The organism is Streptomyces sp. E11-3, from assembly GCF_046540415.1.
In the GTDB taxonomy this organism is placed as follows: domain Bacteria; phylum Actinomycetota; class Actinomycetes; order Streptomycetales; family Streptomycetaceae; genus Streptomyces.
In genome coordinates, this window is the sequence record NZ_JAZGRL010000002.1 from 937,959 (window position 1) to 964,514 (window position 26,556).

Below are 26,556 nucleotides of genomic sequence, written 5' to 3' on the forward strand. Positions count from 1 at the left end.
GATCAACCCTGCGGCTGTCCCGGGTCACCTGGCGGCCAGCGGTGTGTCCACGCGGCCCGGCTCTCGCCGACTCTAGCGCTGCACACGGCCTGAGTTCCCGTGGGCCTGCGCGCGCTCAGGCCCACGGACACCGGAGACTCCGGACATTCCCGACCCGTTCTTAATCACCTCTGAGTCGTTCCTTAAGCACACCGTAAGAGACCAACCCCCTTCCCTTCGCAGGTCAGGGGAAGGGGGTTGCTAGTCGCTGCGGCCCTGGGGAGCCAAACAGGGAGCCATCGAAGGTGGATCACGCGGATTCAGGGGGTTCAGTAGCCGTAGAATCCGCACCGCCACCGAAGATGTCGTCCATGGCCTCTGCGCCTGCGGTAATCACTGGTCGCAGCTGCTTGCGGTAGACGCGCTCAGTCGTGTTACTTCCGCTGTGGCCTACGACTCGGGCGATGACCTCAATTGCAATCCCGTGGTCGGAGAGCAGGGACACGAAGCTGGTGCGCAACTCCCGAGTTGTCCACTCATCCGGGATGTCGAAGGCATGCTCCTCGAACGGCGGCTCTCCCACCTTGGCCTCCCTCAGCAGCGCCCTGAAGTTCCGCCTGACGTTCAGCGCACTGCGCTGCTCGCCGTTGTCATCCGGGAAGACGAGACCGTCCGCGCACCACTCGGAACCAATCGCTAGACGCTCCTCTCGCTGCCGGTTCCGGTGCGCTTCCAGGACGTACGCGACTTGTCGCGGCATGGCCAGCGAACGGCGGCTCTTCCTCGTCTTGGTCTCTCCGTGCCGACGCACGGAACGCCAAACATCCACGTGGGGCTGAACGTCGTCCGAAACCTCAGTGTGCACATGTGCCCAGGTAAGGGGGCGCAACTCCTCGGTGCGGATGCCGACGAGAAGCGCGACGGCCACGTACGCGTTGATCCAAGTACCGGGTTTCGCACGGAGAACTGCCTCCGCCTGTTCCAGGGTCAGCGACTTGCTCGGACGTCCCGGTTTCCCGTCGGGCACCTCCACCCACTCCGCGACGTTGCGTACGGCCTTGCCTCTGCGCTGTGCGTGGGTGATCGACCTACGGAGGATCGAGTGCACCATCTTCAGGGACTGCGTTGCGAGATCGTCGGTCTTGGCCTCCAGCCATTCATCCAGTTCGTCTGCGTCAAGGTCACGCAGGTTCGCCTTGCCGAGGTCCGGGACGATGTGAGTGTCGGCAAGACTGCGGTACGTGTCGACGCTGCTCGCCTCCCGTCCCTTGAGCCCTTGGGCGAGCCAATCGGTCACCGCCTGACCGACGGTGTACCTGGCAGGGACATTGGCGCCCGCCGCCGCTTCGAGCTGCTTCCTTCGCTCTCGGAGCTTCCGACGCACTTCGGTCTTGGTCTTCCCAGACACCTTGGGTCGGTTGCGCTTTCCGGCAGGCGTGTACCCGAGCGACACGGCACCGATGTAGCGGTTCTTGGACTTGTCCCAGTAGATGGAGTCCTCTCCGTGGCCCGCCCTGCGAGGACGCTCCGGTGTCTCGGTCATGCTGTGCCTCCATGGGGCAGGGCCGCGCCCTGAAGGACGCGGCCCTGTGGAACTGAGGTGATGGGCAGTTCAGGCGGTGGCCTCTGCCTCGCGCTTGAGGAGTTCGACGTACCGTTCGATGTACTCAGGCGGGACGAGACGGCGGCGGCCGATGCGGACGGTCTGAAGTCGTCCGAGGCGTATCTCCTCGTAGACCATCGAGCGTCCGATCCTGAGAACCGTGGCCGCCTCTTCGGGGCGGTAGAGGATCTGTTCGGCAGGTTCGACAGCGGTGGCCATGCGGCGGTGCCTCCTGGGCAGGGTTCCGGGGGCACGGCCCCCTTCCCGTAGGTCCGCTACATCCGCTACGCCGCTACATCGCAGGTCAGGGCGGGGTTTTGTGTAGCGGATGCGCGGGGTGTAGCGGCTACGGCGCTACGCGGGGGCGTGGCCGTAGCCGCTACACCAGGTGGTTGCCGCTACACGTTTTACCCCTCTGACCTGGGGTGTAGCGGATGTAGCGGCTGTAGCGGACCTACGGGGTAGGGGGCGGGCAGTAGCGCGCCCACGCGTCGTCGAGATCCTCGCTGTAGTAGCCCTTGAGGACCCCACCGGCCGTGCGGATGTTCCGCGAGGCGACGGGGGTTCCGTCGGCGGTGACGTACTGGCTGAGCATCTTCGACAGGCGCCGGTTGTCCAGCGGCTTGCCGTCGAAGTCGGCCCACGGGGCGTCATCGAGAGCGTTGAGCCGGTCGAGCACGGCGATCGTGGGCAGCCGGTCGACACCCACCATCACGTGGTCGCGCAGGTCGGTCAGCAGCCGGATACCGATGCTGCCCTTGTCGTTGACCTGCGAGGCCTTGACCAGCTCGATGCAGGCTGCGCGGGCCCGCCGTGGCCAGCCGCCCCCCACGGCGTCGGCGACGGCGAGCAGCGGCTCCCACACATCGGCGGGCCGGTCGGTAACCCCGTCGGGCATCTCCGGCCATGCTCCCGAGATGTGCTCGCGGACCTGGTCGGCCCAGGTGGCGAGGCGGTCGCGCAGGGCGAAGCCTTCCTTTTCGTGGCTGCGCGAGCGGTACGGTTCGGCCTTCTCGTTCCTGGCCCGTCGGCGCATCCGGATGATGACGGAGCGGGTCAGGATGGTGTCCGGCAGCGAGCCGAGACCGGCGACCGCCACAGCGGTGTAGGAGGGGAATGCCTGCACGGTCTGGTTGGCGCCGTCGCCCACACACCGGTACATGACCTTGCCGCGGCGGTGGCCTGCGTTGATGAACCCACGGAGCTGCTCGTTCTCTCCGGCCTTGGGGCCGAAGATGGTGTCGATTTCATCGAACAGGATCGTGGGCCGCTGGCCGTCGACGCCGGACACCGCACGGAACAGTGCGGCGGCGGACGCGTCCACCGCGGCCATCGGGTGCGGCACGAGGGTTTCCACGATCTCCAGGGCCCGCGACTTGCCCGAGCCCGGCTCGGGGCTGAGGAAGGCCAGGCGCGGCGTGGACTCGAAGCTGTCGAGCAGGTGGGCGTGGGCGTCCCACAGGGCCACGGCGACGTAGGCGGCTTCGGTGGGGAAGACGTTGAAGCGGCGGTGGAAGGCTTCCACCTCGTAGAGCAGTGCGGCGCCGTCGGTGGTGTTGGTCATGCGGCGGCCCTTCCTTCCTGGGGAGCGCGCAGGGGGCATGCGTCGCGGTGGTTCTCGTGGTCGGCGATGAGGGCGAGCACCTTGCCGTGGCCCACGGCGCTGCGGTCACGGCCGCACAGGCACCGCGAGGTGGCGGTGGGCGCCGCGGGGCGCGGGGCGCAGATGCGCAGCCACGCGACGGGGAAACGCCCGTTGGGGCGGGGCGGCGTGGCCGCGTGCGGGTCAGGGCGGACAGCAATGGGGACGCCTTCGGCGACGCCCTTCGAGGCGCCCACGGCCGGACGCGGTCCGCCCTGCTTGGCGGAGCGCGGGCCGGTCGGGGCGGACGGGATGCTCTTCAGGCGGGGACGGTCGAGGGTGCTCATGCCGCCGTCCGGCGCTGCTGGTTGTGGGTGATGGACCAGTTGAGAGCGCTGCGCAGGGTCGAGCGGCACTGGGAGGCCGGTAGACCCGTAGCCTCGCCCGCCTCCTGAAGAGCAGCCTCGACCGACGACCGGGGAAGGTCGCCCCACGCGACGAACCGACCCAGGGCGCGCGCCGCCGCGAACAACTTCGCCTCGCGCTCTCCGAGTTGGGCCCCGCTCACGGTGCGCATCTCGTTGGCGAGCGCAGTGTCCGCGTATCGACGGGATTGCGCCGCTACGGCCATAGAGGGGGCCTGGGAGGGCTTGGGAGCCGGTTTCAGGACGCTCAGCAGCCATGCGGGCACAGGGGCCGCCACAGAGCCGCCCACGGCTTCGTAGGTCCCTGCGGGGGTGGCGCTGCCTGCCGCGACGACGTATCCGCCCCATGCGCGGGTGTCGACCAACGGGGCGATGGTGCCTGCTGTGTTGGTCAGCCGGACACCGTCCGGGGCGGTGAAGTACAGGTGTGTCCCGCCGCTCGCAGTCCGCACCCGGTAGGTGTCGGGGGCGGCGTGTCCGGCGCGCTCGCAGAGCGCCGTGAAGGTCGTCGCGCCGCAAGGCGCGTCCGAACTGCCCTTGTCCTTGTTCTTGGGCATGTCGAGGTCGACGACGACCAGCCCGGACGGGCCGGTGGCGATGCCGACGTTGAACGCGCCGCATGCCCAGGCAGCTTGGATGCGGCCGGGGTCGGTGGTGGCCCGCTGCTCCCACTTGGCGTGTCCGGCCGCGCACGCTCCGGTGCGGGGGCAAGACGCTTCCCCGTGCAGGGCCGGACGCTTGGTGCCGGGACGCAGGGGGAAGACGTGCCAGCCGCGCTCAGCGGCGGCGAGTGCGGCGTCCACCAGGGACGCTCGCTGTTTGTCGGTGGGTTGGGTCATGCTGGAGACCTCCACAGGTCTGTTGACGGGCTGGTGGACAAGGGCGGCCCCGTTTCTTTGGCGAGAGGGGGGCCGCCCTTGGCGTAGCTACAGGTCGTCGTCGACTCCGCTGGCGGTGGCGAGTTCGGGGCGCCAGGTGGCGAGGTAGTACATCTCCAGTACCTCGGCGAGGAGTTCGTCGGTCTCCCCGGTGGGGTCGTCGGGGTCGGTGACCAGGACGCGCGGCGGGCAGTTCAGGCGGGCCAGGACGTTCAGCCGGTAGGCGGGCGCGTCGTCGGGGTCGGTGTCCGAGCGCAGCGTCCAGCTCTGTCCGGCCTGGGCCAGCACGAGCGGGTCGCCGTGCAGGACGCGGCGGACCGTGAGCGCGTACGCGACGGGCTCGGGCAGCAGGTCGTTGCGGGTCAGCTCCTCGGCCCGTCCGCGAATGAACGCGTCGGCGGCCTCGGCCCCCAGGATCAGGTCCAGCGGGGTGGAGTAGGCAGTCATCATCGGTTCCTCTCCGGGGTCAGAAGGGCGGTTCGTCGCTGTACCCGTGGGCGGCCCACGGATCGCGGATGCTGCGCCGCAAACGCCGGGGCAGGGGCAGCAGGGCCCAGCGGCGGTGTTCGTTCCAGCAGGTGCAGGGCTCCCAGTCGGTGCCCTCGTACTCGCCGCTCTCGTAGTCGCCGTAGTCGTGCTCGATACCGCCGATGCCGTCGCACTCGCGGCAGTCGGGGCGGGGCGTGTCGGTCAGGACCAGCGCGCGTCGGGGGACGTCGGTGCGCTGGATACGCAGCCGGGGCAGGTGCCTCATACGGTGTACTCCTCGTGTGTGGTGGTGGGGAGTTGGGGCAGGCCCGCGGTGTGCAGGGCCTTCGGGTCGTAGCCGGGCAGGGTCGCGCGGGTGATGAGCGCGGCGGCGAGCTGCTCGGCGTAGGCCGCGCCTGAGCGGGCCACTTCGGTCTGCGCGTCGGCGCGCAGGGCTTCGACGCGTTCCACGTGCGCGTGCTCTGCGCGGCGCTCGCCCATGTGCCGCTCGAACGCCACCCGTTCGCGTCGGTCGGTGCGCCACAGCCGGGCGAGCAGCACGTAGGCGAGGATGGTGGCGATCGCCCACAGCAGCAGCGGCAGCGCGAGACCGTCGGCGTATCCGGCGACGGCGGCCAGGGCCAGGGCACCCGCGGCGCCGAAGCCGGTGGCGGCCAGTTCCGGACTGCCGTGGCGGCCGTTGATGGCGCTTGCCCCGGCCGCCGCGGCACCGAGGGCGAGGGCGCCCATCAGCACGGCGTTGCCGGTGGAGTGTTCGGCGCCGTTGGCGTTCCAGATCCGCGCCAGGGCCAGAACCGTGGACGTGGCCAGCGCGGGCGCGGCCTTGGGTGCGGCGTAGGTGAGCCAGTGGTGGGCGACGATGGGTTCGTTCACGACCGGCTCCTTAGGTGTCGATGCTGCGCAGGGCGTCGGTGACCGCGGTGACCAGGTCGTTGACGGTGGCGCTAGCGCCGGTGTCGGCGAGGTAGAAGCCGAACAGCACCGCGACGATCGCGGCGCCGGCACCGAGGGCCTTGAAGCGCAGCAGCACCAGCAAGNCCAGGCGGCGTCGCTACGTTCGGCATTACGGGCTCCTCTCGGGCAGTGGGTCCGGGACTGTCCCGGCTCCCCTCAGCGCTGCTCGTACGAAGAAGATCTGGACGAGCAGCGGAGGCAACCGGCCGCAGCGCTGAGCTGCGGAGTTGGGTAGTTCAGATGTCTCGTTCGGGGACGCGCCTGCCGTTTCACGGAACAGATCGCTAGGGCCCCGTCTCAGGTGAGACAGACCGTCCGGACTGACAAGGGATCGCCACCTCTCGGCGGCGACTGTCCGGCACCCTCCCCCCGTCCACCGCGGGGCTCCTGGGTCGTGCACTCACACCGCCGAAGCGGTGCGGGTACTGGGAGTTCTCAACTCTGCCTCAGGGTGCACTGTGAGGCAGAGTCAGTCAACCCCCCTCGCGGAACAAGTCAGCGAGGGCGCTGGTTCTACCTCTGAGGCTTGGGCACTATGAGGCAGAGACCGACGTGAGACTTGGGGTGCAGATGGTCGAGTGGACCGGCAAACCGGCCTACCAGCAGGTGGCGGAGAAACTCCGCAAGCGGATCGCGGCGGATGAGTTCGCCGCGTCCGGCAAGCTGCCGTCGCTGGCGGCGCTGATGAAGGAGTACTCGATCACAACGACGGTGGCCCGCGACGCCATCCGCCAACTGAATCGCGACGGGCTCGTTGTGAGCCACCAGGGCAAGGGAGCGTTCCTCACTTCGGACGCCGTCGATACCGCCCGCGGACCCGAGGACGTCGCCGAACTCCGCGCCGAAGTCGCGAAGCTCAGGAGCGAGGTCGGGGAGCTCCGGGAGCGAGTGGCGGAGCTGGAAACTTCCTGAGGGTCCGTCAACCCTGCTGCGGCTCATGTGCACCTCCTCGTTTGGATGTGCACTACTTCACAGCCTCGGCAGGGAATTCGGTATCACATGCCCTTACCTGACAGAGTCTCAGCGTTTTTACACATCCGCTTATACATGCGCTATCACGAGTTTCCATTGACCTACTCGGGCCGCTACACTCGCGGCTCCGACTAGCTATCTAGGAGGGGTAGATGGCTCGGCAACACCCAGACTGGAAGCCCGAACTTCTGCGCACGCACCGAGAGTCAATCGGCCTGACCCTGGAAGACACTGGGGAGAAGTTGCGCGAGATTGCCGAGCGGCACAGCTTCAACATTGCCGCCAACTTCCAAACAATCTGGGGACACGAGAAAGGTTCGGTGTATCCCGGACCGCATTATCGCCGGGCTTACTGTCGCCTCTACCAGCGCAACGAGGCTCAACTCGGCTTTCGCCGAGCCCTGCCCGGAGAGGATGCTCCCGTGCAATCCGTTCCTACGGTCACAGACAACTCCCTTCCTGATCAGTCCCGTGCGGTGCGGCAGGCACTCGGCAGCATCCGCGCGGGAACCGACGACGTGGACGGCGACCTTCTGCGTGAGCGCGTCGTTGATGCGTGGCGACGCCATACGACAGGCGGGGCCGTCGACAGTCCCGCTGTCGTCCTGGTGGGGGGCTTCGCCGGGTCGGGTAAGTCCGAGTTCGCTAAGTTCCTGGGAGGTCTGACGGGTTGGCCGATCCTCGATAAGGATTCACTCACCCGCCCATTGGTCGACCAGCTCTTGATTGCCCTTGGTGGCGAAGCGCACGATAGAAGTTCCGCCCTCTATCGCGAGAAGGTGCGGCCACTCGAATACCGGTGCCTTATGGAAGCCGCGTGGGACAACGTGGATTGCGGAATTTCGACGATCCTTGACGCCCCGTTCATCTCTGAGTTCTCCCAAGCCGAGTGGATGCAGCGCTTCTACAATCGCTGCCGCTCGAAGCGAGTGTCGGTGGCCACGATATGGGTCGAGTGTGACCCGGAGTCCATGCGGGAGTACATCGAATTCCGGGGCGCGGCCCGCGACGCCTGGAAGATGGAGGCATGGGAGGAGTACCTCTCCTCACTCGACTTGGAGATGCGCCCGCAGGGGCCGCACTTCGTGGTGGACAACCGGCTTGGTGCCGCCGTCGCCCTGGTCGACGAAGCTCGGGACGTACTGAGTGGAGGCGGACTATGACACCCACCGGCGTCATCCTGTACGGGCCCCCAGGCTCCGGTAAGGACACAGTGACAGCCGAGCTGGCTCGCCTTCGGCCGGAATACACGCTCTTCGAGCGGCTCAAGGCCGGACCTGGCAGGACCACCGGCTACCGGCTCACCACGGCAGACCACATTGAGGAACTGTCGCGAGCGGGAGACCTGCTCTATCGCAATGCGCGATACGGAGCCGACTACGCCATCGACCGACCTGGGGTCTCTGCTCTTCTCCAGTCCGGGCGCGTGCCCGTACTGCACATGGGCCAGGTAGCTGGAGCCAGTGCGGTCGCCACCTTCCCCATCCAGTGGGTGAAGGTCCTTCTGTGGTGCCCGCTGGAAGTAACAGAGCAGCGCTGCGAAGGGCGCGGCGACAAGAACGTAGACGCACGAGTCAAGGTCTGGCACGAAACACGGCAAGACCTCTTGGACCATGCAGCCGAGCCGTGGTCGCTCGTGGTCCGGACCGACCAGCTCAGCCCCGTCCAGGCCGCGCGGGCTGTCGACGAAGCACGGTCCGTCGGCAGGGCCGCCGCGCCGCTCGACATTCGGGGGCTGGTCGGGTGACCGTGCTCGGCATCCTGCATCCAGGAACCATGGGGACCGCCGTTGCCGCTCAGGCTCGGCTCCGAGGCGCTGAGGTCCTGTGGTGTCCAGCCGGGCGGAGCGCCGCGAGCAAGGAGCGAGCCCTACGGCATGGCTTCACGGCCGTAGGGGACCTTGGGCAGATGGCTGCGCGAGCCGACATCATCTTCAGCATCTGCCCACCGGCCCACGCTGAGGAAGTCGCGGCAGCAGTCGCGGCCTACCCCTTCTCGGGGGTCTACGTCGACGCGAACGCTGTCTCGCCTGCCACCATGGCGAGCATCAGCGCAATCATGCTCCGGACCAAGGCCACCGTCGTTGACGGTTCCATCATCGGCTCACCACCGTCCGAGTCAAAGGCCACGCGCCTGTACCTGTCTGGCCCGACAGAGGCACTGACGGCGCTGCCCCTCCTCTTCACCGGCTCAGCCGTTCGGGTCCACTCCTTGCCAGGCGGGATCGGACGGGCCTCCGCATTGAAGCTGTCTTACAGCAGCTACCAGAAGGCAAGCAGAGTGCTCGCCGCGGTCGCGTACGCCCTGGCTGCCGACTACGGCGTAGAAGAGGAGCTGCTCGACATCGCGCAGAGCCGCACGGGCAGCTACCTGAGCGAGACGGTGTACGTACCGAAGGTGGCAGCGCGAGCCTGGCGGTGGGCGCCCGAGATGCACGAGGCTGCGAGCGCGCTCACCGAGGCAGGCCTACCTACGGACCTAGTGGAGGCGGCAGCGCGGGTCATGCAGCGGTGGGGAGATGCGAAGGATCGGCCGTTGGAGCTACGCGAGGCCCTGGAATTGCTGCACGATCCGCCCGAGTGGCCGTAGGGACCGCGGCCTGAGCTTCCGTCTCACGGGCTCTGGGGAGCCAAACAGGGAGCCAAAGCCAGCGACACCACTCGGACGCGCACGGACTACTACGGACGGTCGGCGCTCGAAGCGCGCGGATTGGCAGTCTCTCGACCCGCGTTCCTGAGCCCCTGATTAGCACTCCCTTAAGCACACCATAAGGATCGCCTCCACCCCACCTCAGCAGGCGATTTCACGGTTTCGAGGGGCTAGTTTCCTGATCACCGGGGCGAGTTCGAACCACCGGCGCCGCGCGTCTCGGGGGGCGGCACCGCTGGTTCGTACGCGCCCCGTGACCCCCCGCAGTGAACTGCCAGAGGAGAACGTCACCATGACCGCCCGCCGCAAGGTCGCATCCATCGCCGCCGTCGGCATAGCGCCGCTCGCCCTCACCGCGCTCGGCACCACCCCGGCCGCAGCCCACGGTTCCATGACGGACCCGGTGAGCCGTGTCTCGGCCTGCTACGCGGAGGGCCCGGAGTCCCCGCAGTCGGCCGCCTGCAAGGCCGCGGTCGCCGCCAGCGGGGCGCAGGCCTTCTACGACTGGAACGAGGTCAACATCGGTGACGCCGCGGGCAAGCACCGCGAGCTCATCCCGGACGGCAAGCTGTGCAGCGCGGGCCGCGACAAGTACAAGGGACTCGACCTGCCCCGCGCCGACTGGCCGGCCAGCACCCTCTCGGCGGGCGAGCACTCCTTCCGCTACAAGGGCACGGCCCCGCACAAGGGCTCCTTCGAGCTGTACATCACCAAGGACGGCTACGACCCCACCAAGCCGCTGAAGTGGTCGGACCTGGAGGAGAAGCCCTTCGCCAAGGTCACCGACCCGTCGATGGAGAACGGCGACTACGTCTTCGACGGCACCATCCCCGACAAGTCTGGCCGCCACCTGATCTACAGCATCTGGCAGCGGTCGGACTCCCCCGAGGCCTTCTACACCTGCTCGGACGTCGTCTTCGGCAAGGACAACGGCGGCTCGGCGGGCGGCGAGGGCGAGAGCGGAAGCAAGGGCGAGGACAAGGGCGACGGAGCGACGGCCGCCCCGGCCCCCACCGCCTCCGCCCCGAGCCAGGAGCAGATCGACAAGGGCAGCGACAAGTCCTCCGTTGACCACAACGGGCACGGCGGCGACGACGGCGGCACCGACCACAGCGGCCACGACGACAGCAAGGACGCCAAGGACGCCTCCAAGGACACCGAGGGCACCAAGGACGCGGCCGCCGACGACGACGCCAACCAGCCCGAGGCCAACGGCGCCGCCGAGCAGCCCGCCGACACCGCCCCGAACCTCGCCGAGACCGGTGGCAGCAGCAGCACCTCGTACGTCGCGATCGGTGGCGCGGCCACCCTCGCGGTCGGTGCCGCGATCCTCTTCGCGACGGTCCGCCGCCGCGCCGCCGGGACCCGCCGCTGATCCCGGCCCCTGCCCGACGGTAGAAGGCTGAGACGGGNAAGGACCCGGTCGGCGGCCCAGGTGCGCACCGTGTCGCGGATCGCCAGGTCATCGGGGTCGAGCAGGTCATCGACGCCGAGCGGGTCGTGCGGGTCGAACGCGGGTGGGCGGGGCGGGTCAGACGGGCGGGTGGCGGACATGCTGGCCTCCGGACGGCGGGAAAACCAAGCGGTCTCGGGGAAGTGGGGTGCGTTCCCGCGTCGTCCGGTGCGGTGCATCGCAAGGCGGAGCAGTGCCCTCGTACTGGGCGTACTCGGGTGCTGCGACAACGCGGCGAGGTGCCGTGCCGGGCGGCGTGGGGGCGTGCCTCACTTCCCCGAGACCGCTTAGCAGTGGTAGTTAGGTGCGTGGCGCCGACGTTACGGCTCAGTGTCGCGCACGTCCAGAGTGCTCCCGCGTGGGGCGTGGGGCTCTCAGCTGCGGGACTCAGCCGCGACTCGCGCCTGCTCGCGTTGTTCCTGTTGCTGTTCCCGCGCCACCGGTACGACCGGTACGCCCGCCGCCTGCCCGAGCTCCTTGTCCGCGAGCCGTGGCAGTACCGGCTTCGGCGCCTGGGCCGGAACCACGGCCTTGCCGCCACCTGCGGGCGCGGCGCACTCCATACCGCGCGGCAGCCGCAGCGCCGCGAGCGCGCCGAGCAGCAGCAGCCCCGCGCTGACCAGCAGGGTGACCCGCATCCCGTGCACAAAGGAGTCACGGGCCGCGGCCCGCAGCACATCCCCGGCGCCACCGCCGAGCCCGGCCGCGACCTCGTACGCCTCCCCCAGCGAATGGCTCGCGGAGTCGCTCGCCCCGGCCGGGACGCCCGGCACCGAGGAGAGCCCCGGCGCGTACACCGCGTTCATGACGCTGCCGAGGAGGGCTATGCCTATGCCGCCGCCCAGTTGGTAGGAGGTCTCGCCGATCGCGGCGGCCCCACCGGCCTGCCCCTGCGGGGCGTCGCTGAGCATCGACTCGTACGCGCCGAAGAGTGTGGTCTGCAGGCCGAAGCCGAGGACGACGAAGGCCCCGAGCAGCAGCGGCGGGTTGTCCTGGTGGCCCAGGAGGGTGAGCGTGAGGACCGCGGACGCGGTCAGGCAGAAGCCGACGGAGACCATCGCGCGCGGGCCGACGCGTTCCAGGAGCGTGGAGCCCGCGAGCCCGCCCGCCATGGCGGCCAGCGTGAGCGGCACCATCCGCAGTCCGGTCTCCAGAGGCGAGAGGCCGAGCACCAGCTGGAGGTACTGGGCGGCGACCAGCATCAGGCCGACCAGGGCAAGCATCGCCAGCACGATGCAGCTGACGGAGGTGCCGAACGCGGGCCTGGAGAACATCGACAGGTCGACCAGCGGATGCCTGCGCCGCCGCTGCCTGCGGACGAACCCGGCCAGCAGCAGCGCGCCGAGCACCAGCGGCACCAGGGTCAGCGGGCTGACGATGCCCTCGCCGCCACCCGCGCGCTTCACACCGAGCACCACACCGAACAGACCGGCCGCCGCCATCAGGGCGCCCACCACGTCCCAGGGGCCGTCGTGGTCCCCGGTCGACTCGGGCAGCAGCCAGCGGCCGATGGGCAGGCTGGCGAGCATCAGGGGAATGTTGATCAGGAAGACGGAGCCCCACCAGAAGTGCTCCAGCAGCAGTCCGCCGAGCAGCGGCCCCCCGGCGGCACCCACGGCGGCGACCGCGGTCCACAGGCCGATGGCGACGGCGCGTTCCCGCCGGTCGGGAAAGACCTGGCGGAGGATCGACAGCGTCGCGGGCATGATCATCGCACCGCCGACGCCGAGCAGGGCACGGGCCGCGATCAGCACGGTGGGGGTGTCGGCCAGGGCGGCCATGACCGAGGCGAGGCCGAACAGCGCGTACCCGATGAGCAGCACCCGACGGCGGCCGACGCGGTCACCCAGGGTGCCGAAGAGGATCAGCAGAGACGCGCAGACGAGCGGATAGGCGTCGACGATCCAGAGCAGCTGGATGCCACCGGGCTTGAGGTCCTCGGTGACGGCCGGAACGGCGACATGCAGCACCGTCGAGTCGATGGCGACCAGCAGCAGGCTGGCGCACAGCACCGCGAGGACGACCCAGCGGTTGGCGCCACCAGGCGGCCGCTCGCAGAGGGAGGCTCGGGAAACACCAGCAGCCGACACCGAAGCGGCCGTGGGCGTCCCGGACATATACCTACCTCCCAGTGGATTCCTCTTGGATTCCTCGGATTCCGGCCGGCGCGGCGGCCCTGGCCCGGCGCTGAGGGGTGTCGGTCCTGGCCAGACCTCCGAGTACACGAGCGAGCGTCAGAGTACGCGAGTGAACGGCCGGGGTGAGTGGCGCACCTCTCACACAAGAGAGCGACGAAGTGTGGCATACGCCACACAAGGGACATCCCGCGGGCCGCCGCGAGCCCGGAAAACTCCACACAGAGCCGAGGTGAATGCATGAGAAAGGCAGTCCGAATGACAGTTATTAGCGACCATATGAATTAGGCACCAAGGGCCCTCCACATTGTGGGAGCGCAGCATTATCGCTCACCGCTGAGAGCAATCCCACATCACATCGTCATCACAAAACCACTGCTTCGACCGGACTCATCAGTAGCCCGCTGTAACGTCGATTGAGTGCGTACCGAACGAAACCTCACCCGTCTGGACCGGGTCTTCGCCCGGCTCGACCGTGAGCCGGAACGGCCGACCGACCTCGTCGTCCCGAGAATGAGCCCGCACAGGATCGTGCTCCTGGGCTCGACCCTGGTCTTCTACGTGCTCACCATCGTGGCCGTGATCAACACCTCGTGGCTGGTCCGGCTCGACTGGCAGATCATGTTCCTGCGGCCCTACCAGCAGTGGCCCGAGCTGCACGCCTCCCTCGACTACTTCGTCGTGCTCGGCCAGCGCGGCCCGACCGCGGTGATGGTCGCCGCCTGGCTGCTGTGGCGCTCCTGGCGGCAGCACACGCTCCGCCCGCTGCTGGTGCTCGGCGTCTCGCTGCTGCTGCTGAACGTCACCGTGGGCGCCGCCAAGCTGAGCATGGGCCGGCTCGGCCCGCACTACGCGACCACCATCGGCTCGAACGAGATGTGGCAGACCGGCGATATATTTCCTTCGGGCCACACCGCCAACGCAGTCGTGACGTGGGGCATTCTCGCCTACCTCGCATCCACTCCCCTGACCCGCCGCTACCTGTCGGCGGTCTCCGCGGTGGTCGCGCTCGGGGTGGGCCTGACCACGGTCTATCTCGGTACCCACTGGTTGAGCGATGTGCTCCTCGGCTGGGCAGCGGGCGTGCTGATCCTGTTGACGCTCCCGTGGTTCGAGCCGCTGATCGACCGCACCGAGGCAGCCATCTTCCGCTTGCGCGACCGCGTGCGCGCACAGCGTGCCGCAGGCAGGGCACCCGCCCCGGTCTGCGCCCCCGCGCTGGTCCCGCAGCGCCCCGGAGCCGGCGACTCGACACTGGCCCACGAGCCTGTGGCGACTGTACGCACCTACCGGCACACGACCCACCTGACGCAGCACGCCCACGCGGTGCGCTCGGAGCGGGCGCCGGCCACACAGGCCGGCAGCCGCAGGCCGCCGCAGGCGGAGCGGGTGGCGCGTGCGACGCCCACCCACCCGGTGGCAGGCGGCTGATCCCCCACAGAACCGCCAGGCCAGGTACGCACCACCCTGCCCGTCACGCGAAGGCCCCGGTTCCGCATCAGGAACCGGGGCCTCGGCCATGTCGGCAGGGTGCGGGGCTCGACAGGCCTCTTCAGCCCTGCCAGCAGCGGGTCACGATGTCGTCGCTGACCTCGAAGTTGATGCGCCCTTCGAGGAACTCCATGGTGATGAACGCCCCCGGCGGCACCGCCCTGACAACGCTCCAGCCGCGTGTGCGGGCCCGCCGCTCGGCGTCGGCGGCAGCTAGGCCGACGTACGCCTCGGGAACGTCCTGGGGTGCTGTGGGAGGGGTCGGTATGGGTGCCATGCCCTCACCGTAGGCGGGCGGTGCGCCAGACGAAAGGGACGGCCGTCGGGCACCCGCACCCCGGCAACGTCACACTCGCGTCACAGGATGTCGACACCTGCTCAACAGAGCTCCTTCACCCCACTGAGTGAATCGACTGCGTCAGTCGACCGAACGCGCTGATAGTAGACGGATTTGCCGACGCGGGTCCGCTTCAGCAGGCCTATTCGGTGGAGCTTGGCCAGATGATAGGAGACGGTGGACGGGCTCATATGATGCTGATCGGCGAGTTCGGTGGTCGTACGGGGAATGCCCAGGTGGGTCAGGAGTAGCGACCTGGAATAGCCGATCACTCCTTCAAGAGAGCCTCCGCCGGTGCGAGCCCTGTCACCAGGGTGAGCCCGACGGAAGGCGGGGTACACGACCATCGCTTCCTGCGGATCCCATGGATCTATGCTGACGCTTACTCGGCTTGTGGCAACAGTGGGGCAGAGCGTGACTCGCCCGACTTTCGACATATCGAAATTCTGCCCGCCTTCGAAGATTAAGACGTTCTTGCAATATCTGATGGACGGGTGCAGTGATTCGAGTGCGGCGCCGAGCCCCAGCTTACCGATGACGCTGGAACGGTGCTTCACGTCTGCCTCGACGCGCGCCTCGGCCATAGGCCATAACGGCGCCAGGTTCCGCCCCCAAAAGGCCTTCAGCTCAGCAGACAGCCGCTGCACGAAGGGTTTCCCGCCCCCCTGCGTAAGACCTGCCAGATCGGCAGCTACCGGACCACGCGCCTGAAGTGCTTCGACTTCACGGGCAACCCATTCCGTCGGCGCCTCACACATACGCTGCAGTTCGCACTCGATATGCGGATCTGGATTCACGGGAACGAGCGGAGAGCAGGTCGACACGCGCTGACGCAGGGAGGAAAGTAGGTGGAGTTCCTGCGCCGCGAGAGCTCCACCAACATTGAGCCGTTCAAGTCCAAACCCTCTGATCCCCCTGTTTTCCGGACTCAGTACGAGTAAAGTGTGCAGGAGCGGTGAAATAGCGAACCGAGTGGCCGCCATGACTTCCGCGGTGAGGTGCATACGAATCATCAAGACCTCGCTTATGGGTGGTCAAGCCATTGAGCGTGCCGTCGACGACGATCGAAACATGTGCTGCTGGGGATGTCAACCGAGTATCTTTCGGGCGGCATCGAGGTGCCGCTCCTTCACCAGCTTGAGTTTATTGAAATGATCCGGGTGACGACGAATTGCCTCTCGCTGCAGCGTGGTTTCCACGCGCGACCAGGCGGAAACAAGATTCACCTTCGTTTTGCACTGGACGTCAGCCTTGGCCACCGACAGTTCCCTGCGGGACGGCCGGTCCGTCTTTGACCACGCAGGATCCTCAGCCGCACTCAGCGGGTCAGGGTATGCGAATCCCTCTTCCTTCATGCACCTGCTCCACTTCCCCAGCGCGCGGACGACGTCAGGATGGCGCATGGCTTTGTCAAAATCCTTCTTGATCCATTTGTTCAGCAAGGAGTCGTCCACGGTGGGGACGTTACGGAGCAACGACTCATGCGCTCCCTCCCAGCACCCGCTGACACCGTCCGCTCCGTATGCAGCGAGCTGCACATCACGAGGTAGCTTGGACCTCGCGTCCCAGGCGTCACTACGGCGCGATACCTCTGGCCTTTCCGGCGGCAGATGGTAGCCAAACCGATCGGCCACTCCTGATTCGATCACTCCGTAGCGTCGTCGGTTCGGCGGATCGAGTACGCGACGGGAAGGCCTGGGAAGGTATGACCACTGCTTACGCTGATCCCTCATACAGTCGCGCACCAGGACATCTTCGGCGGATTCCACGGTGTGCACTTCGTAAGTGGAAAGAATGTATTCGTCGAACGGGAGGATCAGCCTCTTCGCCACGTCATTCGCCAGCGGAACACTTACCTGCGCCGGCGGCTTGGAGGCATCCGACGCCGTGGAACAGCCGGCAGCCGCAAGTGCCAGAAACAGCCACGCCGCTCTTGGTCGCATCGACACATCCCTCTCCCCTCGTCAGCGAGCAAAAAAGCAGGTGGTGTGGTGCCCGCCACGCGTCGGGCACCACACCACCTGAGGTCTGCCTACTTGAAGATCGCGCAGCTCGCCTTGTTGTCGAACCCGTTGTTGGACAGGTCCTTGTCCTCGCTCTTGGGCTTCGAGTTGTACTTCNCGATCATGGTGAATCCGGGCCCTCGGACGCGCTCCTTGAGGCGACCGAGGCGGAACACCACACCGCGTTCGTACTGTTTCACCACACGGGCCGCGGCCGCCACGTACACCGCTGCGGCGGACGCGACGGTCACTCCGACCGCCACCAGCTCCTCGACCATCACGGCCCCCCAGGGTCCGAACTGGACGTGTTCTTCGACGGTAGCCCCACCGCGGCTCAAGGGCGAGCCCCCGCCCGGGAGTTCGGACGGGGGCTCGGCTGCTGCTGGCTGCGGTTCGGTGTGTCGGTCAGTAGACGCTGACCCCGTACCTGTTCAGGGCCTCGGTGACGGGCTGGAAGAAGGTCGTACCGCCGGACCGGCAGTTCCCGCTGCCACCGGAGGTGAGACCGAGTGCGGTGCTCCCGGAGTAGAGCGGGCCACCGGAGTCGCCCGGCTCGGCGCACACACTGGTGCGGATCATGCCGTAGACGACGTCGCCGCCGCCGTAGTTGACCGTGGCGTTGAGGCCCGTGACCCGGCCGCTGTGGGTGCCGGTGGTGGAGCCGCGGCGGGTGACGTACTGGCCGACCGACGGGTTGGCCGCCCGGGTGATGTCCTGGCCACCGACGCTGCCCGGCTTGCTGATCGAGCCGTTGGTGTACCGGACGATGCCGTAGTCGTTGCCCGGGAAGCTCGATCCCGCCGTGGAGCCGAGCACGGTGCTGCGGCCGGAGTTGGCCCACCAGGTGCCCGCGCCGTCGGTGCAGTGACCCGCGGTCAGGAAGTAGTAGGCGCCGCTGCTGCTGCGGACGTTGAAGCCCAGGGAGCAGCGCCAGCTGCTCGCGTAGATGGCGTCGCCGCCGGATATCAGCTTGGTGAACTTTCCGGGGGTGCGCTCGATCTTGAGTGCGCCGGCGTGGGGGCCTGCCGCGCGCTTGATCTTGTTGAGTTCGGCCTGGGAGACGGTGCTGTCCACCGTCACCACCAGGCGGTTGGTCTTCGGGTCGATGTTCCAGGCGGTGCCGGCGATGTCGGCGTCGAGCACCGCGTCGCTGGCCTGCGTGAGCTGGGTCGCGCTGAAGCTGTCAGGTCTCGCTTCGCCTGCTTGCGCTGCGGGGACGGCCAGGGCACCTGCGGTCACCAGACCGACGGTCACGGCCAGCAGCCGGGTCCGTCTGGCTATACCACTGCGGGGGGTGGTGCGCTTGATCCTCACTTGTCGTTCCTCCAGAGGGGAATCGGGGGCCCGCTGAACGGCGGGCCCGTGAGGCGCAGTCAGGGACTCGTTCACTGTTCGGTATTTCGAATGCGTTGTGCCCCTGACAAGCACTGTTCGGGAGTATTCGGCGGCTCACCGCACGGCACAAGGGCGCCTTTCGGCCGTCCGTACCCGTGGTCGCACCACCACCCGACGCCAGTGGGTCAGCAGTCGCACCCACAGCCGTCACAGCAGGAGCAGCAGCCGTCGCCGCAGTTGCTGCAGTTGCTGCAGCAGTCACAGCACTCGCAGCAGTCATCGCAGTTGCTGCAGAGTCCCTCACGCCGCTGCCCCGTCCAGGGGTCTTCGTACGTCCCGCAGCACACCTGGCAGGTGCAGGCCAGCCCCGCCCACACCAGACAGCCCGCGAGCAGGCCGCGGCCCCGGCGGGGCGGCTCGGGAGGGCCGGGCGGTGGGCCGTACGGACCACCGGGACCGGGCGCGTACGGACCTCCAGGGCCCGGCGCGTACGGATTGCCGGGTGCGAACGGGTTGCCCGGAGGCGGCGGACCACCAGGACCCGGCTGGTGCGCGCAGGTCGTCGTGCCGAAGGCGCGGTCCACGGACTGGCGCAGCTCGTGCACCAGGAGCACATGCGCCAGCCTGGAATCCGTGAACTCGGCCTCCCGCAGCGCCAGCCGGATGCCGTGCAGGGCGTCGTCGGCCAGCCGTCGCGCCTCGGCCCGTGAGGTGTCGGTCGCGGTCAGCGGGTTCCAGGCACCCGACGCGGCGTCGGCGTCCTGGTCCTCGACGGCGTCCAGCAGATGGGCGAGCCGCCCGAAGAGCCGTCCGGCCTCCGCTAGCGGCTCCGCGTTGGCCGGGCGCCCGGCCAGTACGGCGGTGTGCGCGAAGGCCGCGGCGGTCGCGGTCTCGGTGGGCTCGGTGACCGTGAGCAGCGGGGTGCCTATCCCGGCCAGCGACTCGATGCCGCTCTGCCGGTCGACCGCGTCGAGCAGCACCGCGGTGTCGAACCCGACCCCGGCAGCTCCGCGCGCCCCGGCCCGGTCCCAGCTCCTGGCGACCCTGCGGGCCGCCGCGGCCACCGGTCGGCGCGCCAACAGCCCGTCGCGGTCGGCGACGTGGTCGCGTACCTTCGCCGACGCGAGGACCAGCGAGACCGCGGCCGCGAGCCGTGCGCCCTCGCCCTGGGCGACGGACGCGCTGCGCATACCGCGCAGCGGACAAGGCCCCGCGGTACGCCGCCAACCCGTGGCGCGCTCGGCCTGAGCCTCCGTCAGAACCGATACCAGCAGCCCGTCGTAGTTCGTGACGACCCGCGCGAACTGGCCATGATCACCCCGCAGCGCGAGACAGAGCCCGCACAGATGCGCCATCCACTGGGTCTTCAGACCCTCGCCAAGACGGTGGCTACAAGGCCTGACGATTCCGAACACGACCGCTCCCCCGTGACTCCCGCTCCATGCGCCTACGCATGATATCGGCCACACCAGTGCGCCGTGACACGCCCATCGTCACCCGTCTGCCAAACAAATCATATTTCACTCACTGTCAGCAGCCGTACGCTGCGGGGCCCTTGAAGAACCGGGGTGCCTTCTGCACCAGTACCGTCACGAAACCCGCGCGCGGCGACTATCCACTTGGCGCTGCATCCGCATCATGGACGACCATAGAGGTGCGGACAGCAGGAACCGCTGCGAGAGGAGGCGTCCATGGGATCGGTGCGCAAGGCGAGTGCCTGGCTTGGCCTCGTCGACGACAACGATGACGAGCGTTACTACGGCGGATACGAAGACGACTCGGCCGACTCGGCCGAGGGGCCCGAGCCCGGCAACGCCTGGGTGACCGACCCACGGGTACGGGTGGCCACCGAGGCCGCCGAGGAGAAGGGCCGCCGGATCGGCACGGTCACGCCGGACGGCTTCCGGGACGCGCGCGGCATCGGCGAGCTCTTCCGGGACGGTGTCCCGGTCATCATGAACCTCACGGCCATGGACCCCGCCGACGCCAAGCGCGTGGTGGACTTCGCGGCCGGACTGACCTTCGGGCTGCGCGGCTCGATCGAGCGCGTGGCCAACCGGGTCTTCCTGCTCACTCCCGCCGACACCCGGATCGTGAACGGCGAGAGCGAGAGCCGCCCGAGCGACGGCTTCTTCAACCAGAGCTGAGCGAGGCGTTCGCCGCCGCCTCGGCCGCGCCGCTCAGCGGAACGCGTCGAGACCGGTGAGCGCCTTGCCCAGCACCAGCTGGTGCATTTCGACGGTGCCCTCGTAGGTGAGCACCGACTCCAGGTTGGTCGCGTGGCGCATCACCGGGTACTCCAGTGAGATCCCGTTGGCGCCCAGGATCGTGCGGGACGTCCGGCAGATCTCGATCGCCTCGCGTACGTTGTTCAGCTTTCCGAAGCTGATCTGCTCGGGCCGCAGTCGGCCCGCGTCCATCCGGCGGCCGAGGTGGTGCGCCAACAGGATGCCCTTGTGCAACTCAAGCGCCATGTCGGCGAGCTTGGCCTGGGTGAGCTGGAAGCCGCCGATGGGCCTGCCGAACTGCTCACGCGTCTTGGAGTACTCGACCGCGGCCTCGAAGGACGAGCGGGCCGCGCCCATCGAGCCCCACACGATGCCGTAGCGGGCGTGGCTCAGGCAGCCGAGCGGTCCGCGAAGGCCGGTGACCTCGGGCAGTACGGCGTCGGCGGGCAGCCGCACCTCGTCGAGTACGAGCTCACTGGTCACCGAGGCGCGCAGAGACCACTTGTGCTTGATCTCGGGGGCGGAGAACCCGGGGGCGTCGGTCGGCACGACGAATCCCCTGATGCCGTCGTCGGTCTGCGCCCAGACGACGGCGACCGAGGCCACCGAGCCGTTGGTGATCCACATCTTGCGGCCGGTCAGCACCCAGTCGGTGCCGTCCCGCTTGGCGTAGGTACGCATCGACGCCGGGTCGGAGCCGATGTCGGGCTCGGTGAGACCGAAGCAGCCGATCAGTTCCCCGGCGGCCATCCCCGGCAGCCACCGCTGCTTCTGCTCCTCGGAGCCGAAGCGGTGGATCGCGTACATGGCGAGGGATCCCTGTACGGAGACCAGGGAGCGGATGCCGGAGTCCGCGGCCTCCAGCTCCAGGCAGGCCAGGCCGTACTGGACGGCGCTCGCACCGGCGCAGCCATAGCCGGTCAGGGACATCCCGAGGGCTCCGATGGCGCCCAGTTCGCGGGCCAGTTCGCGGATCTCGGGCAGCTCGCCGCGCTCGTACCAGTCGGCGATGTGCGGAAGGACCCGGTCGGCGGCCCAGGTGCGCACCGTGTCGCGGATCGCCAGGTCATCGGGGTCGAGCAGGTCATCGACGCCGAGCGGGTCGTGCGGGTCGAACGCGGGTGGGCGGGGCGGGTCAGACGGGCGGGTGGCGGACATGCTGGCCTCCGGACGGCGGGAAAACCAAGCGGTCTCGGGGAAGTGGGGTGCGTTCCCGCGTCGTCCGGTGCGGTGCATCGCAAGGCGGAGCAGTGCCCTCGTACTGGGCGTACTCGGGTGCTGCGACAACGCGGCGAGGTGCCGTGCCGGGCGGCGTGGGGGCGTGCCTCACTTCCCCGAGACCGCTTAGCAGTGGTAGTTAGGTGCGTGGCGCCGACGTTACGGCTCAGTGTCGCGCACGTCCAGAGTGCTCCCGCGTGGGGCGTGGGGCTCTCAGCTGCGGGACTCAGCCGCGACTCGCGCCTGCTCGCGTTGTTCCTGTTGCTGTTCCCGCGCCACCGGTACGACCGGTACGCCCGCCGCCTGCCCGAGCTCCTTGTCCGCGAGCCGTGGCAGTACCGGCTTCGGCGCCTGGGCCGGAACCACGGCCTTGCCGCCACCTGCGGGCGCGGCGCACTCCATACCGCGCGGCAGCCGCAGCGCCGCGAGCGCGCCGAGCAGCAGCAGCCCCGCGCTGACCAGCAGGGTGACCCGCATCCCGTGCACAAAGGAGTCACGGGCCGCGGCCCGCAGCACATCCCCGGCGCCACCGCCGAGCCCGGCCGCGACCTCGTACGCCTCCCCCAGCGAATGGCTCGCGGAGTCGCTCGCCCCGGCCGGGACGCCCGGCACCGAGGAGAGCCCCGGCGCGTACACCGCGTTCATGACGCTGCCGAGGAGGGCTATGCCTATGCCGCCGCCCAGTTGGTAGGAGGTCTCGCCGATCGCGGCGGCCCCACCGGCCTGCCCCTGCGGGGCGTCGCTGAGCATCGACTCGTACGCGCCGAAGAGTGTGGTCTGCAGGCCGAAGCCGAGGACGACGAAGGCCCCGAGCAGCAGCGGCGGGTTGTCCTGGTGGCCCAGGAGGGTGAGCGTGAGGACCGCGGACGCGGTCAGGCAGAAGCCGACGGAGACCATCGCGCGCGGGCCGACGCGTTCCAGGAGCGTGGAGCCCGCGAGCCCGCCCGCCATGGCGGCCAGCGTGAGCGGCACCATCCGCAGTCCGGTCTCCAGAGGCGAGAGGCCGAGCACCAGCTGGAGGTACTGGGCGGCGACCAGCATCAGGCCGACCAGGGCAAGCATCGCCAGCACGATGCAGCTGACGGAGGTGCCGAACGCGGGCCTGGAGAACATCGACAGGTCGACCAGCGGATGCCTGCGCCGCCGCTGCCTGCGGACGAACCCGGCCAGCAGCAGCGCGCCGAGCACCAGCGGCACCAGGGTCAGCGGGCTGACGATGCCCTCGCCGCCACCCGCGCGCTTCACACCGAGCACCACACCGAACAGACCGGCCGCCGCCATCAGGGCGCCCACCACGTCCCAGGGGCCGTCGTGGTCCCCGGTCGACTCGGGCAGCAGCCAGCGGCCGATGGGCAGGCTGGCGAGCATCAGGGGAATGTTGATCAGGAAGACGGAGCCCCACCAGAAGTGCTCCAGCAGCAGTCCGCCGAGCAGCGGCCCCCCGGCGGCACCCACGGCGGCGACCGCGGTCCACAGGCCGATGGCGACGGCGCGTTCCCGCCGGTCGGGAAAGACCTGGCGGAGGATCGACAGCGTCGCGGGCATGATCATCGCACCGCCGACGCCGAGCAGGGCACGGGCCGCGATCAGCACGGTGGGGGTGTCGGCCAGGGCGGCCATGACCGAGGCGAGGCCGAACAGCGCGTACCCGATGAGCAGCACCCGACGGCGGCCGACGCGGTCACCCAGGGTGCCGAAGAGGATCAGCAGAGACGCGCAGACGAGCGGATAGGCGTCGACGATCCAGAGCAGCTGGATGCCACCGGGCTTGAGGTCCTCGGTGACGGCCGGAACGGCGACATGCAGCACCGTCGAGTCGATGGCGACCAGCAGCAGGCTGGCGCACAGCACCGCGAGGACGACCCAGCGGTTGGCGCCACCAGGCGGCCGCTCGCAGAGGGAGGCTCGGGAAACACCAGCAGCCGACACCGAAGCGGCCGTGGGCGTCCCGGACATATACCTACCTCCCAGTGGATTCCTCTTGGATTCCTCGGATTCCGGCCGGCGCGGCGGCCCTGGCCCGGCGCTGAGGGGTGTCGGTCCTGGCCAGACCTCCGAGTACACGAGCGAGCGTCAGAGTACGCGAGTGAACGGCCGGGGTGAGTGGCGCACCTCTCACACAAGAGAGCGACGAAGTGTGGCATACGCCACACAAGGGACATCCCGCGGGCCGCCGCGAGCCCGGAAAACTCCACACAGAGCCGAGGTGAATGCATGAGAAAGGCAGTCCGAATGACAGTTATTAGCGACCATATGAATTAGGCACCAAGGGCCCTCCACATTGTGGGAGCGCAGCATTATCGCTCACCGCTGAGAGCAATCCCACATCACATCGTCATCACAAAACCACTGCTTCGACCGGACTCATCAGTAGCCCGCTGTAACGTCGATTGAGTGCGTACCGAACGAAACCTCACCCGTCTGGACCGGGTCTTCGCCCGGCTCGACCGTGAGCCGGAACGGCCGACCGACCTCGTCGTCCCGAGAATGAGCCCGCACAGGATCGTGCTCCTGGGCTCGACCCTGGTCTTCTACGTGCTCACCATCGTGGCCGTGATCAACACCTCGTGGCTGGTCCGGCTCGACTGGCAGATCATGTTCCTGCGGCCCTACCAGCAGTGGCCCGAGCTGCACGCCTCCCTCGACTACTTCGTCGTGCTCGGCCAGCGCGGCCCGACCGCGGTGATGGTCGCCGCCTGGCTGCTGTGGCGCTCCTGGCGGCAGCACACGCTCCGCCCGCTGCTGGTGCTCGGCGTCTCGCTGCTGCTGCTGAACGTCACCGTGGGCGCCGCCAAGCTGAGCATGGGCCGGCTCGGCCCGCACTACGCGACCACCATCGGCTCGAACGAGATGTGGCAGACCGGCGATATATTTCCTTCGGGCCACACCGCCAACGCAGTCGTGACGTGGGGCATTCTCGCCTACCTCGCATCCACTCCCCTGACCCGCCGCTACCTGTCGGCGGTCTCCGCGGTGGTCGCGCTCGGGGTGGGCCTGACCACGGTCTATCTCGGTACCCACTGGTTGAGCGATGTGCTCCTCGGCTGGGCAGCGGGCGTGCTGATCCTGTTGACGCTCCCGTGGTTCGAGCCGCTGATCGACCGCACCGAGGCAGCCATCTTCCGCTTGCGCGACCGCGTGCGCGCACAGCGTGCCGCAGGCAGGGCACCCGCCCCGGTCTGCGCCCCCGCGCTGGTCCCGCAGCGCCCCGGAGCCGGCGACTCGACACTGGCCCACGAGCCTGTGGCGACTGTACGCACCTACCGGCACACGACCCACCTGACGCAGCACGCCCACGCGGTGCGCTCGGAGCGGGCGCCGGCCACACAGGCCGGCAGCCGCAGGCCGCCGCAGGCGGAGCGGGTGGCGCGTGCGACGCCCACCCACCCGGTGGCAGGCGGCTGATCCCCCACAGAACCGCCAGGCCAGGTACGCACCACCCTGCCCGTCACGCGAAGGCCCCGGTTCCGCATCAGGAACCGGGGCCTCGGCCATGTCGGCAGGGTGCGGGGCTCGACAGGCCTCTTCAGCCCTGCCAGCAGCGGGTCACGATGTCGTCGCTGACCTCGAAGTTGATGCGCCCTTCGAGGAACTCCATGGTGATGAACGCCCCCGGCGGCACCGCCCTGACAACGCTCCAGCCGCGTGTGCGGGCCCGCCGCTCGGCGTCGGCGGCAGCTAGGCCGACGTACGCCTCGGGAACGTCCTGGGGTGCTGTGGGAGGGGTCGGTATGGGTGCCATGCCCTCACCGTAGGCGGGCGGTGCGCCAGACGAAAGGGACGGCCGTCGGGCACCCGCACCCCGGCAACGTCACACTCGCGTCACAGGATGTCGACACCTGCTCAACAGAGCTCCTTCACCCCACTGAGTGAATCGACTGCGTCAGTCGACCGAACGCGCTGATAGTAGACGGATTTGCCGACGCGGGTCCGCTTCAGCAGGCCTATTCGGTGGAGCTTGGCCAGATGATAGGAGACGGTGGACGGGCTCATATGATGCTGATCGGCGAGTTCGGTGGTCGTACGGGGAATGCCCAGGTGGGTCAGGAGTAGCGACCTGGAATAGCCGATCACTCCTTCAAGAGAGCCTCCGCCGGTGCGAGCCCTGTCACCAGGGTGAGCCCGACGGAAGGCGGGGTACACGACCATCGCTTCCTGCGGATCCCATGGATCTATGCTGACGCTTACTCGGCTTGTGGCAACAGTGGGGCAGAGCGTGACTCGCCCGACTTTCGACATATCGAAATTCTGCCCGCCTTCGAAGATTAAGACGTTCTTGCAATATCTGATGGACGGGTGCAGTGATTCGAGTGCGGCGCCGAGCCCCAGCTTACCGATGACGCTGGAACGGTGCTTCACGTCTGCCTCGACGCGCGCCTCGGCCATAGGCCATAACGGCGCCAGGTTCCGCCCCCAAAAGGCCTTCAGCTCAGCAGACAGCCGCTGCACGAAGGGTTTCCCGCCCCCCTGCGTAAGACCTGCCAGATCGGCAGCTACCGGACCACGCGCCTGAAGTGCTTCGACTTCACGGGCAACCCATTCCGTCGGCGCCTCACACATACGCTGCAGTTCGCACTCGATATGCGGATCTGGATTCACGGGAACGAGCGGAGAGCAGGTCGACACGCGCTGACGCAGGGAGGAAAGTAGGTGGAGTTCCTGCGCCGCGAGAGCTCCACCAACATTGAGCCGTTCAAGTCCAAACCCTCTGATCCCCCTGTTTTCCGGACTCAGTACGAGTAAAGTGTGCAGGAGCGGTGAAATAGCGAACCGAGTGGCCGCCATGACTTCCGCGGTGAGGTGCATACGAATCATCAAGACCTCG

Annotated in this window: 26 protein-coding genes and 3 pseudogenes; 8 read left to right on the top strand and 21 right to left on the bottom strand. The window is 68.4% G+C overall.

Annotation, left to right across the window (positions count from 1 at the left end):
* Window positions 1-289 precede the first annotated feature (289 nt).
* From xerC to U9R90_RS23120, 9 genes and pseudogenes are all read right to left on the bottom strand, one after another.
* Complete coding sequence (xerC, locus tag U9R90_RS23080) at window positions 290-1,522, bottom strand: tyrosine recombinase XerC (protein WP_411058566.1); 1,233 nt, start codon at window positions 1,520-1,522, stop codon at window positions 290-292.
* A gap of 69 nt (window positions 1,523-1,591) precedes the next feature.
* Window positions 1,592-1,801 carry a helix-turn-helix domain-containing protein gene (locus U9R90_RS23085; protein ID WP_411058567.1) on the bottom strand — a complete coding sequence of 70 codons (210 nt, stop codon included), beginning with the start codon at window positions 1,799-1,801 and terminating at the stop codon, window positions 1,592-1,594.
* A gap of 188 nt (window positions 1,802-1,989) precedes the next feature.
* A pseudogene (locus tag U9R90_RS23090) lies at window positions 1,990-3,146 on the bottom strand (DUF3631 domain-containing protein).
* A complete protein-coding gene (locus tag U9R90_RS23095) occupies window positions 3,143-3,511 on the bottom strand; it encodes a hypothetical protein (RefSeq protein ID WP_411058568.1) in 369 nt (122 codons plus the stop codon). Before U9R90_RS23095 ends, U9R90_RS23090 begins: the two are co-directional and overlap by 4 nt.
* Complete coding sequence (locus U9R90_RS23100; protein ID WP_411058569.1) at window positions 3,508-4,428, bottom strand: bifunctional DNA primase/polymerase; 921 nt, start codon at window positions 4,426-4,428, stop codon at window positions 3,508-3,510. The genes U9R90_RS23095 and U9R90_RS23100 overlap by 4 nt, the downstream gene beginning before the upstream one ends.
* Window positions 4,429-4,515: 87 nt before the next feature.
* Entirely contained in the window at window positions 4,516-4,914 is a 399-nt protein-coding gene (locus U9R90_RS23105) for a hypothetical protein (protein ID WP_411058570.1), read from the bottom strand.
* A gap of 19 nt (window positions 4,915-4,933) precedes the next feature.
* A complete protein-coding gene (locus U9R90_RS23110; RefSeq protein ID WP_411058571.1) occupies window positions 4,934-5,221 on the bottom strand; it encodes a hypothetical protein in 288 nt (95 codons plus the stop codon).
* A complete protein-coding gene (locus U9R90_RS23115; protein WP_411058572.1) occupies window positions 5,218-5,829 on the bottom strand; it encodes a hypothetical protein in 612 nt (203 codons plus the stop codon). Before U9R90_RS23115 ends, U9R90_RS23110 begins: the two co-directional genes overlap by 4 nt.
* Window positions 5,830-5,839: 10 nt before the next feature.
* Window positions 5,840-5,986: a hypothetical protein gene (locus U9R90_RS23120; RefSeq protein WP_411058573.1), complete on the bottom strand. Its 147-nt coding sequence runs from the start codon at window positions 5,984-5,986 to the stop codon at window positions 5,840-5,842.
* Between the two features lie 494 nt (window positions 5,987-6,480).
* On the opposite strand from U9R90_RS23120, the gene U9R90_RS23125 reads away from it, so the two are divergent.
* The 5 genes from U9R90_RS23125 (at window position 6,481) to U9R90_RS23145 (ending at window position 10,906) form a co-directional block, all read left to right on the top strand.
* Window positions 6,481-6,822 (top strand): winged helix-turn-helix domain-containing protein, encoded by a 342-nt coding sequence (locus U9R90_RS23125; RefSeq protein ID WP_411058574.1) that lies wholly within the window; start codon window positions 6,481-6,483, stop codon window positions 6,820-6,822.
* Between the two features lie 212 nt (window positions 6,823-7,034).
* The gene (locus tag U9R90_RS23130; RefSeq protein ID WP_411058575.1) at window positions 7,035-8,045 is read left to right on the top strand and encodes an AAA family ATPase; all 1,011 of its coding nucleotides are present in this window, start codon (window positions 7,035-7,037) and stop codon (window positions 8,043-8,045) included.
* Entirely contained in the window at window positions 8,042-8,629 is a 588-nt protein-coding gene (locus U9R90_RS23135) for a guanylate kinase (protein ID WP_411058576.1), read from the top strand. Before U9R90_RS23130 ends, U9R90_RS23135 begins: the two co-directional genes overlap by 4 nt.
* Before the next feature lie 29 nt (window positions 8,630-8,658).
* Entirely contained in the window at window positions 8,659-9,471 is an 813-nt protein-coding gene (locus U9R90_RS23140; RefSeq protein WP_411059778.1) for a DUF1932 domain-containing protein, read from the top strand.
* A 352-nt stretch (window positions 9,472-9,823) separates the two neighbouring features.
* Window positions 9,824-10,906, top strand: a complete 1,083-nt coding sequence (locus U9R90_RS23145) for a lytic polysaccharide monooxygenase (protein ID WP_411058577.1) — start codon at window positions 9,824-9,826, stop codon at window positions 10,904-10,906.
* A gap of 26 nt (window positions 10,907-10,932) precedes the next feature.
* Here U9R90_RS23145 and U9R90_RS23150 read toward each other — a convergent pair.
* Together U9R90_RS23150 and U9R90_RS23155 are read right to left on the bottom strand one after the other, a co-directional pair.
* Window positions 10,933-11,085 (bottom strand): annotated as a pseudogene (locus U9R90_RS23150) (acyl-CoA dehydrogenase); the annotation flags it as partial.
* Between the two features lie 273 nt (window positions 11,086-11,358).
* Complete coding sequence (locus tag U9R90_RS23155; protein ID WP_411058578.1) at window positions 11,359-13,101, bottom strand: MFS transporter; 1,743 nt, start codon at window positions 13,099-13,101, stop codon at window positions 11,359-11,361.
* A gap of 438 nt (window positions 13,102-13,539) precedes the next feature.
* Here U9R90_RS23155 and U9R90_RS23160 point away from each other — a divergent pair, with 438 nt between their 5' ends.
* Window positions 13,540-14,550, top strand: coding sequence for a phosphatase PAP2 family protein (locus U9R90_RS23160; RefSeq protein ID WP_411058579.1), 1,011 nt, complete (start codon window positions 13,540-13,542; stop codon window positions 14,548-14,550).
* 121 nt (window positions 14,551-14,671) lie between these two features.
* On the opposite strand, the gene U9R90_RS23165 is transcribed toward U9R90_RS23160, so the two are convergent.
* The 6 genes and pseudogenes from U9R90_RS23165 to U9R90_RS23190 form a co-directional block, all read right to left on the bottom strand.
* Complete coding sequence (locus U9R90_RS23165) at window positions 14,672-14,887, bottom strand: proteinase inhibitor I78 (RefSeq protein WP_411058580.1); 216 nt, start codon at window positions 14,885-14,887, stop codon at window positions 14,672-14,674.
* A 101-nt stretch (window positions 14,888-14,988) separates the two neighbouring features.
* Entirely contained in the window at window positions 14,989-15,951 is a 963-nt protein-coding gene (locus tag U9R90_RS23170) for an ArsR/SmtB family transcription factor (RefSeq protein ID WP_411058581.1), read from the bottom strand.
* Window positions 15,952-16,035: 84 nt separating this feature from the next.
* Window positions 16,036-16,896, bottom strand: a complete 861-nt coding sequence (locus U9R90_RS23175) for a hypothetical protein (RefSeq protein WP_411058582.1) — start codon at window positions 16,894-16,896, stop codon at window positions 16,036-16,038.
* 173 nt (window positions 16,897-17,069) lie between these two features.
* A pseudogene (locus U9R90_RS23180) lies at window positions 17,070-17,228 on the bottom strand (slipin family protein); the annotation flags it as partial.
* 127 nt (window positions 17,229-17,355) lie between these two features.
* Window positions 17,356-18,264, bottom strand: coding sequence for a S1 family peptidase (locus tag U9R90_RS23185; protein WP_411058583.1), 909 nt, complete (start codon window positions 18,262-18,264; stop codon window positions 17,356-17,358).
* Window positions 18,265-18,470: 206 nt separating this feature from the next.
* Window positions 18,471-19,700 carry a DUF5685 family protein gene (locus U9R90_RS23190; protein WP_411058584.1) on the bottom strand — a complete coding sequence of 410 codons (1,230 nt, stop codon included), beginning with the start codon at window positions 19,698-19,700 and terminating at the stop codon, window positions 18,471-18,473.
* A 276-nt stretch (window positions 19,701-19,976) separates the two neighbouring features.
* Between U9R90_RS23190 and U9R90_RS23195 the strand changes: the two genes are divergently transcribed.
* Window positions 19,977-20,432 (top strand): cell division protein SepF, encoded by a 456-nt coding sequence (locus U9R90_RS23195; RefSeq protein WP_411058585.1) that lies wholly within the window; start codon window positions 19,977-19,979, stop codon window positions 20,430-20,432.
* Between the two features lie 33 nt (window positions 20,433-20,465).
* Here the strand turns inward: U9R90_RS23195 and U9R90_RS23200 are convergent, their stop codons facing one another.
* Window positions 20,466-21,671: an acyl-CoA dehydrogenase family protein gene (locus U9R90_RS23200; RefSeq protein ID WP_411058586.1), complete on the bottom strand. Its 1,206-nt coding sequence runs from the start codon at window positions 21,669-21,671 to the stop codon at window positions 20,466-20,468.
* Between the two features lie 273 nt (window positions 21,672-21,944).
* Window positions 21,945-23,687, bottom strand: a complete 1,743-nt coding sequence (locus tag U9R90_RS23205; RefSeq protein ID WP_411058578.1) for an MFS transporter — start codon at window positions 23,685-23,687, stop codon at window positions 21,945-21,947.
* A gap of 438 nt (window positions 23,688-24,125) precedes the next feature.
* On the opposite strand from U9R90_RS23205, the gene U9R90_RS23210 reads away from it, so the two are divergent.
* Window positions 24,126-25,136, top strand: a complete 1,011-nt coding sequence (locus U9R90_RS23210; protein WP_411058579.1) for a phosphatase PAP2 family protein — start codon at window positions 24,126-24,128, stop codon at window positions 25,134-25,136.
* A 121-nt stretch (window positions 25,137-25,257) separates the two neighbouring features.
* Here U9R90_RS23210 and U9R90_RS23215 read toward each other — a convergent pair whose 3' ends face one another.
* Together U9R90_RS23215 and U9R90_RS23220 are read right to left on the bottom strand one after the other, a co-directional pair.
* Window positions 25,258-25,473: a proteinase inhibitor I78 gene (locus U9R90_RS23215; RefSeq protein WP_411058580.1), complete on the bottom strand. Its 216-nt coding sequence runs from the start codon at window positions 25,471-25,473 to the stop codon at window positions 25,258-25,260.
* A gap of 101 nt (window positions 25,474-25,574) precedes the next feature.
* Window positions 25,575-26,537 carry an ArsR/SmtB family transcription factor gene (locus U9R90_RS23220; RefSeq protein WP_411058581.1) on the bottom strand — a complete coding sequence of 321 codons (963 nt, stop codon included), beginning with the start codon at window positions 26,535-26,537 and terminating at the stop codon, window positions 25,575-25,577.
* Window positions 26,538-26,556 lie beyond the last annotated feature (19 nt).

Bases quoted from the DNA above. Each gene is read 5' to 3' on its own strand.
- U9R90_RS23135 (WP_411058576.1), top strand. From the start codon at position 8,042: ATGACACCCACCGGCGTCATCCTGTACGGGCCCCCAGGCTCCGGTAAG.
- U9R90_RS23140 (WP_411059778.1), top strand. From the start codon at position 8,659: ATGGGGACCGCCGTTGCCGCTCAGGCTCGGCTCCGAGGCGCTGAGGTC.
- U9R90_RS23200 (WP_411058586.1), bottom strand. From the start codon at position 21,671: ATGTCCGCCACCCGCCCGTCTGACCCGCCCCGCCCACCCGCGTTCGAC.
- U9R90_RS23085 (WP_411058567.1), bottom strand. From the start codon at position 1,801: ATGGCCACCGCTGTCGAACCTGCCGAACAGATCCTCTACCGCCCCGAA.
- U9R90_RS23110 (WP_411058571.1), bottom strand. From the start codon at position 5,221: ATGAGGCACCTGCCCCGGCTGCGTATCCAGCGCACCGACGTCCCCCGA.
- U9R90_RS23105 (WP_411058570.1), bottom strand. From the start codon at position 4,914: ATGACTGCCTACTCCACCCCGCTGGACCTGATCCTGGGGGCCGAGGCC.
- U9R90_RS23195 (WP_411058585.1), top strand. From the start codon at position 19,977: ATGGGATCGGTGCGCAAGGCGAGTGCCTGGCTTGGCCTCGTCGACGAC.
- U9R90_RS23220 (WP_411058581.1), bottom strand. From the start codon at position 26,537: ATGCACCTCACCGCGGAAGTCATGGCGGCCACTCGGTTCGCTATTTCA.
- U9R90_RS23125 (WP_411058574.1), top strand. From the start codon at position 6,481: ATGGTCGAGTGGACCGGCAAACCGGCCTACCAGCAGGTGGCGGAGAAA.
- U9R90_RS23145 (WP_411058577.1), top strand. From the start codon at position 9,824: ATGACCGCCCGCCGCAAGGTCGCATCCATCGCCGCCGTCGGCATAGCG.
- U9R90_RS23100 (WP_411058569.1), bottom strand. From the start codon at position 4,428: ATGACCCAACCCACCGACAAACAGCGAGCGTCCCTGGTGGACGCCGCA.
- U9R90_RS23155 (WP_411058578.1), bottom strand. From the start codon at position 13,101: ATGTCCGGGACGCCCACGGCCGCTTCGGTGTCGGCTGCTGGTGTTTCC.
- U9R90_RS23170 (WP_411058581.1), bottom strand. From the start codon at position 15,951: ATGCACCTCACCGCGGAAGTCATGGCGGCCACTCGGTTCGCTATTTCA.
- U9R90_RS23165 (WP_411058580.1), bottom strand. From the start codon at position 14,887: ATGGCACCCATACCGACCCCTCCCACAGCACCCCAGGACGTTCCCGAG.
- U9R90_RS23130 (WP_411058575.1), top strand. From the start codon at position 7,035: ATGGCTCGGCAACACCCAGACTGGAAGCCCGAACTTCTGCGCACGCAC.
- U9R90_RS23215 (WP_411058580.1), bottom strand. From the start codon at position 25,473: ATGGCACCCATACCGACCCCTCCCACAGCACCCCAGGACGTTCCCGAG.
- U9R90_RS23205 (WP_411058578.1), bottom strand. From the start codon at position 23,687: ATGTCCGGGACGCCCACGGCCGCTTCGGTGTCGGCTGCTGGTGTTTCC.
- xerC (WP_411058566.1), bottom strand. From the start codon at position 1,522: ATGACCGAGACACCGGAGCGTCCTCGCAGGGCGGGCCACGGAGAGGAC.
- U9R90_RS23095 (WP_411058568.1), bottom strand. From the start codon at position 3,511: ATGAGCACCCTCGACCGTCCCCGCCTGAAGAGCATCCCGTCCGCCCCG.